Raw genomic sequence first — 10,771 nt, 5'->3', positions numbered from 1 at the left:
GTGCCGGCGCCGTAGCGGCCGGGCGCGGCCCCGTAGACGCGCACCGACGCGTCGCCCCGCCGCCGCGCCGCCGCCAGGGGATTCTCGTCGTCGGCCTCGTCCCGCTTAGCCACGGCGCGGGCGGCGCGGTCGAGGAGCGCCAGCGTGTCGGGGAAGGTGTCGCGGAACGCGCCGGAGACGCGGACGGTGACGTCGATCCGCGGCCGGTCCAGCATCGCGAGGGGCAGGATCTCGAAGCCGGTGACACGGGTGCTGGCATGGTCCCAGACCGGCCTCACGCCCATCAGGGCGAGGGCGTGGGCCACGTCCTCGCCGCCGGTACGCAGGGTCGGCGAGGCCCAGAGATCCATGACGATCCGGGCCGGGTAGGCGCCCTCGTCCTGAAGGTAGCGCGTCACCACGGCGGCCGCCGCCCTCTCGCCGAGGAGCGCGGCGGCGCGGCTCGGGATGGCCCGCGGGTCGAGGGTCGCGAGGTTGCGCCCGGTCGGGAGCACGTCGGCCCGCCCGCGGGACGGCGAGCCGGAGGGGCCGGGCCGGACGAACCGCCCGTCGAGGGCCGCGAGCAGGCCGGCGCGCTCGGAGTCCGCGCTCGCCGCGACGGCGTCCGCGGCCCCGTCCGGCGCGCGGGCGAAGACGTGCAGGCCGTCGCGGAAGACGGTCTCGCCGAGATCGCAGAGATGCGCGTCGAGCCGCGTCAGCGCCTCGTCCATCGGCGTGTCCGCGCCAATTCCGGCACCGTCCAGCAGTCCGGCCGCCGCGGCCTCCTCCAGGATGGCGCGGGCGATGAGGTCGGCGCGGCGGGGGTCGAGCACGCTGGCGGCGGAATACTCCTCCACCAGCTCGCGGAGGCGGGCCGCCTCGGGCGTCAGCGCGTGGACGGCGGTGTCGGGCGTGAGGTGCCCGAGCGCGACCCCGCCGAGGCGGCGCTTGAGCGGCGCGGCCTCGCCCGGGTCGTCGACGATGAACGGGTAGATCACCGGCAGGCCGCCGACGCAGAGCGCCGGGAAGCAGGCGGGCGACAGGGCCACGGCCTTGCCCGGCAGCCACTCCGCGGTGCCGTGCGTGCCGAGCTGCACCAGGGCGTCGAAGTGCCGCCGCAGGCCGAGATGGAAGGCCAGGTAGGCGTGGGTCGGGGCGCGGTCGAGATCGTGGTAGCCGGTCTTGCGATCGGGGTCGCGGCCGCGGTCGGGCTGGAGGAAGACCGCGAGGCCGCCGTCCCGGACCATCCGGAACCGGAATGCGCCGTCGACGCAGGCCGGGTCCGCCTCGGCTTCACCCCAGCTGTCGGTCACGGCGGCGCGGGCGTCCTCGGAGAGCGTGCGCCACCACGCCGCGTAGGCCGCGAGGGGCACCCGGAACGCGGCCGCGCCCTCCGTGAGCGCCGCCATGAGCGCTCCGGGCTCCGGAAGCGCGCCCGCCGCGTAGCCCGCGGCCGCGAGGTCGGCGGCGATCGCGCGGGCGCTCGCGGGCGTGTCGAGGCCGACCGCGAAGCCGGCCCGGCCGCCGCGGGCGGGATAGTCGGACAGGACCAGGGCGAGGCGCCGCGCCGCCCGGGGCAGGGCGGCCAGCCGCAGCCATCCCGCCGCCCGGTCGGCCAGCGCGGCGATGCCGGCCTCGTAGGGCACGGCGCGCCGCTCGGCGAAGCCGGCGATCTCGGCGCTCTCCTCCTTGAACGAGATCGGGAAGCCCGAGAGCCGGCCGTCGAATTCCGGCAGCGCGACCTGCATGGCGAGATCGGCCGCGCCGAGACCGCGGGCGGAGGCCTCCCAGGCCGCGCGGGGCGACCCGACCGTGAAGGCCTGGAGCACCGGGCAATCGGCGCCGTCGAGGACGAAGCCGGTCTCGTCCTCGCGGGCCGAGAAGGCGGTCGAGGCGATCACGAGATCGGGCCTGCGCGCCCGCACGGCCGCGGCGACCGCGGCGGCGGCGTCCGGCTCCTTCAAGCTCGACACGGCCATCGGCAGCACGCCGATCCCACGGGCTCGCAGGGCGGCGGCGAGGGCGACGAACGGGCCGGTGTCGCCGCCGAGCACGGCGGAGCGGTAGATCAGCAGGAGCGCGACCGGCTCGGCGGCGTTGTCCGCTCCGGCGAGCGGGATCGCGGTCCCGGCCGCCGCGAGGGCCGTTTCCAGGGGCAGGACCCCGCAGCCGGGGCACCAGGGAAAGCCGCGCGGGAGCGGCTGCGGCGGCTCGACCGGGCCGTCGGCGCCCAGGCGGATCGCCAGGCGCCGCAGCATCCGCCGCAGGTTGTCGGGCCCGCCGGCGCGGAAATAGGCGTCGAGCTGCCCGGCGAGGTCGGGATCGGTGGAGAACGCCGCGAGGCGCGGATCCAGCCGGTCGTCGCCCGGCAGGACCGCGAGGACGACGCCGTGCGCTCGCGCGGCCTCGGCGCAGCGCTCGATCCCGTAGCGCCAGTAATCGAGGCCGCCCAGGCAGCGGATCACCACGACCTTGGCGCGCGCCACGACGCGCTCGACGTAGAGATCGACCGAGAGCGGGTGCCGCAGCCTGGCGAGCTTCGCGAGCCGCAGGCTCGGCAGGCCGGGCTCGGCGGCGTGGGCCTGCCCGACCGAAGCGAGGTCGCTGTCGGTGAACGACAGCACCACGAGGTCGCCGGGCTCCTGCCCGAGATCCACGGCCGCCTCGCCCTCGTCGAGGGAGACGGCATCGATGCGCACGAGGTGCACCGCGGCGGCCCCTAGAGCGAGTCCGGGCGGGCGTGCGCGACCGGCCTCATCCCGCGAGGGCCGCCGCCACGGCGTCCTTGTCGAAGCCCTTGAGGCCGATCACCACCAGCGTCCCGTCGCGGGCTTCCCCGGCCCGCCAGGGGCGGTCGAAATGATGGGTCACGCGCCGGCCGACACCCTGCACCACGAGGCGCATCGGCTTGCCCTCGACCTCGGCGAAGCCCTTGATGCGCAGGACGCCTTCAGCCTCGGCCGCCGCCTCGACCCGGGCCGCGAGATCCCCCGCGGTCACCGCCGGGCGCACCGGCAGCGCGACGGTCTCGAAATCGTCGTGGTCGTGGTCCTCGCCCTCGCCGTGATGCGAGGGGCGGGCGTCGAGATCGTCCTCGGCGGCCGCGCCGAGGCCGAGCAGCACCCGCGGATCGATGGCGCCGTTCTCGGTCTCGACCACCTTCACGGCGCGGGGGAGGTGCCCCTCGACCTCGGCGCGGACCCGCGCCCGGGTCGCGGCGTCGATCAGGTCGGCCTTGTTGACGACCACGAGGTCGGCGCAGAGGAGCTGGTCCTCGAACACCTCCTCCAGGGGGTTGTCGTGGTCCACCGACTGGTCGGCGGCCCGCTGGGCCGCCAGGGCCTCCGGATCCTCCGCGAAGGCGCCCGAGGCCACCGCCGGGCCGTCGACCACCGCGACCACGCCGTCGACGGTCACCCGCGAGCGGATCGCCGGCCACTGGAACGCCTGGACCAGCGGCTTCGGCAGGGCGAGGCCGGAGGTCTCGATCAGGATGTGCTCCGGCGGCTCGGCGCGGCCGAGAAGGGTCTCCAGCGCCGGCACGAAATCGTCCGCGACCGTGCAGCAGATGCAGCCGTTCGGCAGCTCGACGATGGCGTCCTCCGTGCAGCCCTCGACGCCGCAGGCGGCCAGGAAGGACTTGTCGAAGCCGATATCGCCGAACTCGTTCACCAGGATCGCGAGGCGACGCCCCTTGGCGTTCTCGACCACGTGGCGGACGAGGGTCGTCTTGCCGGCCCCGAGGAAGCCGGTGACGATGGTGCAGGGGATCTTGTTCACGAGAGTCATTCCGCGGGCTCCAGGATGCCGGCGGGGACCGGGCGGGGTTCTGGGAAAGGGGGGATGCGGGCGATCACGCCCTTGCGGAACGCCTCCGGACGCTCGCGCCAGGGCACGATGCCGTCCGGAGTCGCCGCGTAGGCCGCGAGCCCGCCGAGGATTACCTCGGCCGAGGCGGCCGGATCCATGTCGCCGTAGACGTAGGTCCAGCGGTCGGCCGCGGCGACCGCCACGGTGCAGGGCCGCTTGCAGACCGACAGGCACTCCACCGCCTCGACCCGCAGGTCCGGCGTGGCGCCGCTCCGCGCCCGGAGCGCCTCCAGCAGACGGGCCCCGGCGCGGGGCCCGTCGGGGTCGTCGTCCGGCCGGCGGCAGGTGGTGCAGACGTAGAGAACGGTGTCAGGCACGGGCCGCTCCCCGATCCGCGCCGCGGGCGAAGGCCTGCCACGCCCAGCCAAGCCCCAGCCCGATCAGGATCCAGAACACGAAGCTTATGGCGAGCGACCGCGCGGCGAACTGCGCGGCGAGCGCGGCCGGAAGTTCGGACGCCGCCTCGGGTGCCTGCGGGGCGCCGACGACGTGCGGGGCGATGATCAGGACGAGCCCCCCGAGGATCGTGATCAGCGCGCGGCGAATCGTGATCAGGTAGAGCCCCATCCCGGTCGCCGCGGCGGTCATCACCCACCACGCCTGGCGCGTCGCGAGCGGGGCCGCCGCGCTGCCGGGCAGTTCCGGCGGCAGGCCGAGACCCGGCGCGAGCGCGACGCTGGCGAAGGCGGCCACCGCGAAGGCGAGGCCGACTTGGGGCGTGGGTTCGCGGCCGCAGGCGAGCATCACCGCGCCGAGCAGCAGCGCGTAGCCGACGCCGCCCACGAGGGTCGCGAGCCCGGTGAAGGCCATCCGCGGCAGGCCTGGCGCGGGCTGCCATTCCGGCGCGGAGTCGGGCGCGGCGTGATCGTGCCCGGCATGGGCCAGCACGATCGGGAACGCCTTGATCGGGAGCGCCTTGGCAGCCCGGTTCGGCGCCTCCTGCTGCTCGTAGCGCTCGGCGGCGACGATCAGCGGCGAGGTCAGCGTGAGTTCGAGGCCTGTCACGATGGCAGCCGCGAAGAAGCCGGCGGCGAGGGCCGCCGACAGGAGCCGGATGATCATCCCTTGTCCGGGGACGTCAGTGGCAGGGGAAGTTCTGGGTGTGCCGGAAATCGTGCGCCGCGTTGTGGAGCGCGATCGCCGGCGAGAAGCCCGCCATGAACAGCAGGCCGAGGCCCAGCACGGCCGCGAGCGCGACGGCGATCGGGCGCTCAGACGCGCGGGTGCCGGCGGCGATGGGGGTGAGGGTTTGCGTCGTCATCAGAAGCGTCTCCAGCCGCCCCACCGGCGGCATTGCGGGATCCTGTCGCGACGGCAGGTCTCCTGGCTCGCGGCTCGGCGCGCCCACCGCCTTCCCGGATCGCTCCGGTGGCGCTTGGCGGGCGCTCGCCGCTCACAGTTGCGGGGGCAGCCGCGGAATCGGGGCTTCAAACCCCTCACCGCATTCCCTTTTCACCCCGTCTCCGGGGCACCGTCGCCCGGTCGTTGTAGACGCATGACCGCCGGGACACAACGGAGCGGCGCCGGATCGCCGCCGTTTCCCGCGCCCGCCCCGCGACTAAGGCGGGCTTGACGGCCGCGCCCCGGAGCGGGCACCGCCGCACCCGATACCCGCCCGGCCCCCGCGCGGCCGCTGAACTCCCGGAGACCCGATGGCCCCGACAGACGATCCGACGCCGGTCCTCGTCGATCTCGCGGCCGGCCGTGAGCCGCGGGTCGTCTCCGATGCGGGGACGGGAACGACGTGGCTCGAGGTTGACCTCGGCGGCCGGTTCCCGATCCACTCCGTCGCCGTGCGGCCGGGGAAGGGAGCGGTTCCCCCGGAGCCCGGCGACGTCGCGGTGGCGGTCTCGCAGGACGGCGTGACGTGGACCGAGCCGGACCTCGCCGGCTGGACCGCGACCCCGGACGCCCTCGTCGCCGCGATCGTCCCGGACGAGCGGGCCTGGGCGCGCGCGGTCCGGATCGCCGCGCCCGAACCGGCCCGGATCGCCGGCATCGGCATCCGCGCCGACGCGGCCGCGGTCGACCTGATCGCGCTGCGGGCGATGCTCGGCCTCGACGTGACGCTCCTGAACGAGAAGCCCGGCGCCAACGTCTACGTCACCTACGCGCTCCAGTCGGCGCCCGACCGCGCCAGCCACGCCCTGGTCGGCCTGTCGCTGTTCGAGAACGGCGCCTTCGGCAACTGCCTCGTCCAGTACATCATCGCGGTGTCGATCGCGAAGGCGCTCAACCTGAAATACATCAAGGTGCCCAAGGTCGACCGCAGCAAGGTGATCTTCCTGACCGAGCGGCTGACCTGCGACGGCATCACCTTCATCCCGCCGGACGAGCCGCTGCCGGCGGACGGCTACTTCCTGTCGGGCCTGTATTTCGACCCGGTGCAGTTCGAGCGCGTGACCGCGCTGCGGGGGCCGACGGATTCGCGCGCGATCGTGCAGAGCGTGATCCGGCCGCTGTTCAACGGCCTGCCGAAGACCTTTCCGGCGAAGCCCGACGACCAGCTCCTGATCCACATCCGCTCGGGCGACATCTTCAGCACCTGGGTCGATCCGCACTACCCGCAGCCGCCCTTCGCGTTCTACCGGATGGTCATCGACCGGCTCCTGGCCGAGGGCCGGATCCGCTCGGTCAAGCTCGTCTTCGAGAACAGGCTGAACCCGGTCATCGTCGAGGTGGAGGCGTACGCGGAGCGGCGCGGATTGCCGGTCGAGATCCAGAGCGAGTCGCTGATCTCCGACGTCGCGGCGCTGGTGAACGGCCGCTACCTCGTCTTCGGGCTGGGGACCTTCGGACCGGGGATCTGCCACCTCTCGGACCACGTCGAGCAGGTCTTCTACTTCGCGTCGAACTGGCCGCAGGGTTTCCAGTCGATCCCCACCATCGGGAAGGTCGTCGAGGTCCGCGATCTCGAGGGCCGCTACATGAAGGTCGGCGAGTGGCAGAACACCGACGCGCAGCGCCGGACGATGGTGGATTACCCGGCCGAAGCCCTCGCCTTCGACGACGCGTGACCGGCGCGGCGGACCGGAGGCGCTACGGCGCGGTCCTGAGATGCTCGGCGGGGGCTCCGGCCGGACGGGTCGAGCCGGCGTCGCGCACCTTCAGGGCGTCCGTGTACATCCGCTCGACGTCCGTCCGGAAGGCGGCCCGCGAGTCCGGACGCGTGTAGAACATGTGGCCGCCCGGATAGACCGCGAGGCTCAGGCGGCCGGCCGCATAGGCCGGGACCTGCGCCAGCAGGAGCTTCGAGGCGAAGTAGGGCGTAACCAGGTCAGTGAAGCCGTGCGCCACGAGGACGCGCAGGTGCCCGTCAAGCGCCAGATCGCCCTTCAGGTTCGACAGGACCTCCGGAGCCTGCCGGCCCGAGCCCCAGCTCCAGCCGCGATTGACCGCGTTGTTCAGGAGCTCGTAGCGCATATTGGTCACAGGCCATTTCAGCGTGCGCGCGTAGAGGTCGAGCATCGCGCTCGTCAGCGGCGCCTGGAGGGCGGTAAGCTGCGGATCCTCGAAGCTCGACTGGGCGGCGTCCGGGTTCGGGTCCCAGCCGGTGATGCCGGTGTCGTAGGCGCTGGTCACGCGCCCCTCGGCGCGGTCGATCTCGCGCTGGACGCTCCGGGTCGAGAGGCGCGCCGCCTGGGCGCGCACCAGGGCGGGGTCGAGGCCGACGAGGGGCGCGACCTTCTCGGTCATCCGGGCGACGGCGGCCGTGTCGCTCGGACCCTTCAGCAGGTCGCTCAGGTACGGGCCCGAGGCGTAGGCCTCCGCGTCGCCGAGCAGGGTTGGCGTCGGCACCGTGCCGGCCCGCTCTAGGGCCCCGGCCGCCAGCGAGGGCAGCTTCAGCACGTAGCCCCACGGATTGGCCCGAGGCGTCTCCAGCCACGCGAAATCGAGCACCGGCGAGAGCAGCACCATGCCGGACAGGCCGACACCGATCTCCTCCTGGAGCTTCTCGGCGATCAGCGGGCCGCGGAAGCCGCCGTAGCTCTCGCCGACGAAGAATTTCGGGCTCGCCATGCGGTCGTTGACGCGCAGGTAGCGCGCGATGGTCGCCGCCAGGGTCGAGGCGTCGGAATCGATCGACCAGTAGGCCTTGCCGTTCCCGTCCGCGGCCCGGCTGTACCCGGTCCCCACGGGGTCGAGGAAGACGAGGTCGGTGAAGCCGAGCCACGTCCCGTCGTTGGGCGTCAGCGTCACCGGCTGCGACGGGCTGATGCTGTCGCCGCCGACCGGCAGCCGCCAGGGCCCGATCGCCCCGATATTGAGATAGGCCGAGGCGGCGCCCGGGCCGCCATTGACCGCGAAGGTGACGGGACGCTCCCGGCCGGCCTGCGGCGCCATCGTGTAGGCGACGTAGGCGATCTCGGCCTGCAGCTTGCCCGCCTCGTCGACGAGGGGCAGGCTGCCGGCCGTAGCGGTGAAGTCGAGAGTCCGGCCGTCCGGCAGCGTCACGCTCTGCTTCGTCGTCGAATCGGGCGGGAGGCGGCGCCCCTCCGGTCCGCGCTGCGCCGGCTTGCTCTCCGCGGGATGGCCGTGCGGCGCGTCCTGGGCGAGGGTGACCGGGGGCGCGGCGAGAGCCAGGGCGAGGGCGAGCGCGGCGCGCCCGAGACGTGCGTGGGGGGCCACCATCAAGCCTTCTTGTTCCAGCGTCCGGACTCGTCCTGCTGCCAGTAGGCCACCGCGTGACCGGCATCCTTGGCCTGCTTCCACTGCTCGCGGGCGCGCAGGAGCGCGTCCTGATCCGTCCCGTCGAACAGGATGCAGATCCGCTCGTACTGCCCGGCGTCGGGCGGCAGGTCGGCGCCCTCCACCAGGAAGCGGATCGAGGCGGTGTTGGGATTCACGTCCCGGAGCGTGAGCACCACCGGCTGGCTCGCGGCGTCGGGCTCGCGGTCGGTGCCGTGCGGCAGGAAGCTCTCGTCTGAATAGGTCCAGAAGTGGTCGTCGAGCGCCTGCAGGCGCTCCTCGCTCGCCGCCTGGATGGCGGCCTGCCAGCCGCGGTCCAGCGAGCGCTCGACGAGGTTCGGCAGCACCTTCTCCAGGGGCTGCCGCTGCATGTGGTAGAAGAGGATCTCGGTCACGGCACCGAGGATATAGGGCCGCGGGCCGCCGCGCGAGCAGCGGCGCGCCGCCGCGGCCTCAGACCAGGCGGCTCTGCTCGATCGCGGCGCCGACGAAGCCCTTGAACAGCGGGTGCGGCTCGAACGGGCGCGACTTCAGCTCCGGATGGAACTGCACGCCGATGAACCACGGGTGCCCGACATGCTCCACCGTCTCGGGCAGCAGGCCGTCGGGCGACACGCCGGAGAAGCGCAGGCCCTTGGCCTCCAGCCGCTCGCGATAGGCCATGTTGACCTCGTAGCGGTGGCGGTGCCGCTCCGAGATCTGATCGGACCCGTAGATCTGGGCGATCTTGGACTCGGGGTCGAGCTTCGCCTCGTAGGCGCCGAGCCGCATCGTGCCGCCGAGATCGCCGGCCGCCGCGCGCCGCTCCAGCTCGTTGCCGCGCAGCCACTCGGTGAGCAGGCCGACCACCGGCTCGGCGGTGTCGCCGAACTCCGTGGAGTTGGCCTCCGGCATCCCGGCCAGCGAGCGGGCGGCCTCGATCACCGCCATCTGCATGCCGAAGCAGATGCCGAGATAGGGGATGCGCTTCTCCCGGGCGTAGCGGGCCGCCCGGATCTTGCCCTCGGCCCCGCGCTGGCCGAAGCCGCCCGGCACGAGGATCCCGTTGAGGCCTTCGAGGAAGGGCGCTGGATCCTCGCGCTCGAAGACCTCGGCCTCGATCCACTCGAGATTGACCTTCACCCGGTGGCTGATGCCGCCGTGGGTCAGCGCCTCGGTCAGCGACTTGTAGGCGTCCTTGAGCCCCGTGTACTTACCCACGATGGCGATCGAGACCTCGCCCTCGGGATTGCGCACGCGCTCGGCGATGGTCTGCCAGCGGCCGAGATCCGGCTCCTCGCCGTGCTCCAGGCCGAAATGGCCGAGCACCTCCCGGTCGAGACCCGCGGTCCGGTAGGAGAGCGGCACCTCGTAGATCGAGGCCACGTCGAGGGCCTCGATGACCGCGGTCTGGCGGACGTTGCAGAACAGCGCGAGCTTGCGCCGCTCGTCCATCGGGATCGGCCGGTCGCAGCGGCAGAGCAGGATGTCGGGCTGGATGCCGATCGAGCGCAGCTCCTTCACCGAGTGCTGGGTCGGCTTGGTCTTCAGCTCGCCGGCGGACGGGATGTAGGGCAGCAGCGTGAGGTGGACGTAGCAGCAGGTGCCCCGCGGCAGCTCCTGCCCGAGCTGCCGGATCGCCTCGAAGAACGGGAGGCCCTCGATGTCGCCGACCGTGCCGCCGATCTCCACCAGCACGAAGTCGAAGCTGTCGTTGCCGTCGAGGACGAAGTCCTTGATCGCGTTGGTGACGTGCGGGATCACCTGGATCGTGGCGCCGAGGTAGTCGCCGCGGCGCTCCTTGGCGATGATGTCCTGGTAGATCCGGCCCGTCGTGATGTTGTCGGCCCGGCTCGCCGGAACGCCGGTGAAGCGCTCGTAGTGCCCGAGGTCGAGGTCGGTCTCGGCGCCGTCGTCGGTGACGAACACCTCGCCGTGCTGCGTCGGGCTCATCGTGCCCGGATCGACGTTCAGGTAGGGGTCGAGCTTGCGCATCCGGACCCGGTAGCCGCGGGCCTGGAGGACCGCCGCCAGGGCCGCCGAGGCGAGGCCCTTGCCGAGGGAGGAGACCACGCCGCCGGTGATGAAAACGTACCGCGTCATGGGCCTCGGTCCATAAAGAAGCTGCTGGCATTTGCCAAACGACGGAGGCCCCGGCCCGTGCATGGGCTGGGGATCGCGGAACGCATGGCGTGGACCGGCCGAGCGCCGGTCCGTCGGGACAAGGGTCGGACGCCGCGCCGCCGGCGGCGCG

The 10,771-nt window shown here is 73.2% G+C and carries 9 protein-coding genes and 1 riboswitch; of the genes, 1 reads left to right on the top strand and 8 read right to left on the bottom strand.

The window, feature by feature from the left end:
- The 5 genes from cobN to ACLBYE_RS27205 form a co-directional block, all read right to left on the bottom strand.
- On the bottom strand, window positions 1-2,687 hold a 2,687-nt coding region (gene cobN / locus ACLBYE_RS27225; RefSeq protein WP_447696557.1), incomplete at its 3' end, for a cobaltochelatase subunit CobN.
- 46 nt (window positions 2,688-2,733) lie between these two features.
- Window positions 2,734-3,768, bottom strand: coding sequence for a cobalamin biosynthesis protein CobW (gene cobW, locus ACLBYE_RS27220; RefSeq protein ID WP_441010721.1), 1,035 nt, complete (start codon window positions 3,766-3,768; stop codon window positions 2,734-2,736).
- The gene (locus tag ACLBYE_RS27215) at window positions 3,765-4,166 is read right to left on the bottom strand and encodes a DUF1636 domain-containing protein (protein WP_447696556.1); all 402 of its coding nucleotides are present in this window, start codon (window positions 4,164-4,166) and stop codon (window positions 3,765-3,767) included. The genes cobW and ACLBYE_RS27215 overlap by 4 nt, the downstream gene beginning before the upstream one ends.
- Window positions 4,159-4,911: a CbtA family protein gene (locus tag ACLBYE_RS27210; RefSeq protein ID WP_447696555.1), complete on the bottom strand. Its 753-nt coding sequence runs from the start codon at window positions 4,909-4,911 to the stop codon at window positions 4,159-4,161. Before ACLBYE_RS27210 ends, ACLBYE_RS27215 begins: the two co-directional genes overlap by 8 nt.
- 16 nt (window positions 4,912-4,927) lie before the next feature.
- Window positions 4,928-5,110: a CbtB domain-containing protein gene (locus ACLBYE_RS27205; RefSeq protein ID WP_447696554.1), complete on the bottom strand. Its 183-nt coding sequence runs from the start codon at window positions 5,108-5,110 to the stop codon at window positions 4,928-4,930.
- Between the two features lie 35 nt (window positions 5,111-5,145).
- Window positions 5,146-5,340: riboswitch (cobalamin riboswitch) on the bottom strand.
- Between the two features lie 161 nt (window positions 5,341-5,501).
- On the opposite strand from ACLBYE_RS27205, the gene ACLBYE_RS27200 reads away from it, so the two are divergent.
- The gene (locus tag ACLBYE_RS27200) at window positions 5,502-6,866 is read left to right on the top strand and encodes a discoidin domain-containing protein (RefSeq protein WP_447696553.1); all 1,365 of its coding nucleotides are present in this window, start codon (window positions 5,502-5,504) and stop codon (window positions 6,864-6,866) included.
- A gap of 22 nt (window positions 6,867-6,888) precedes the next feature.
- Here ACLBYE_RS27200 and ACLBYE_RS27195 read toward each other — a convergent pair whose 3' ends face one another.
- From ACLBYE_RS27195 to ACLBYE_RS27185, 3 genes are read right to left on the bottom strand one after another with little or no spacing between them, the layout of a single operon-like run.
- On the bottom strand, window positions 6,889-8,481 hold the full coding sequence (locus ACLBYE_RS27195) for a S10 family peptidase (protein WP_447696552.1): 1,593 nt from the start codon (window positions 8,479-8,481) through the stop codon (window positions 6,889-6,891).
- Window positions 8,481-8,933, bottom strand: coding sequence for a DNA polymerase III subunit chi (locus ACLBYE_RS27190; protein ID WP_447696551.1), 453 nt, complete (start codon window positions 8,931-8,933; stop codon window positions 8,481-8,483). Before ACLBYE_RS27190 ends, ACLBYE_RS27195 begins: the two co-directional genes overlap by 1 nt.
- Before the next feature lie 58 nt (window positions 8,934-8,991).
- Entirely contained in the window at window positions 8,992-10,620 is a 1,629-nt protein-coding gene (locus ACLBYE_RS27185) for a CTP synthase (RefSeq protein ID WP_020094624.1), read from the bottom strand.
- Window positions 10,621-10,771 lie beyond the last annotated feature (151 nt).

The organism is Methylobacterium sp. A52T, assembly GCF_053346095.1.
Note: the sequence above shows the minus strand (reverse complement) of the source record. Positions and strands in the feature narration are given on the sequence as shown.

Bases quoted from the DNA above. Each gene is read 5' to 3' on its own strand.
- cobW (WP_441010721.1), bottom strand. From the start codon at position 3,768: ATGACTCTCGTGAACAAGATCCCCTGCACCATCGTCACCGGCTTCCTC.
- ACLBYE_RS27210 (WP_447696555.1), bottom strand. From the start codon at position 4,911: ATGATCATCCGGCTCCTGTCGGCGGCCCTCGCCGCCGGCTTCTTCGCG.
- ACLBYE_RS27205 (WP_447696554.1), bottom strand. From the start codon at position 5,110: ATGACGACGCAAACCCTCACCCCCATCGCCGCCGGCACCCGCGCGTCT.
- ACLBYE_RS27200 (WP_447696553.1), top strand. From the start codon at position 5,502: ATGGCCCCGACAGACGATCCGACGCCGGTCCTCGTCGATCTCGCGGCC.
- ACLBYE_RS27195 (WP_447696552.1), bottom strand. From the start codon at position 8,481: ATGGTGGCCCCCCACGCACGTCTCGGGCGCGCCGCGCTCGCCCTCGCC.
- ACLBYE_RS27185 (WP_020094624.1), bottom strand. From the start codon at position 10,620: ATGACGCGGTACGTTTTCATCACCGGCGGCGTGGTCTCCTCCCTCGGC.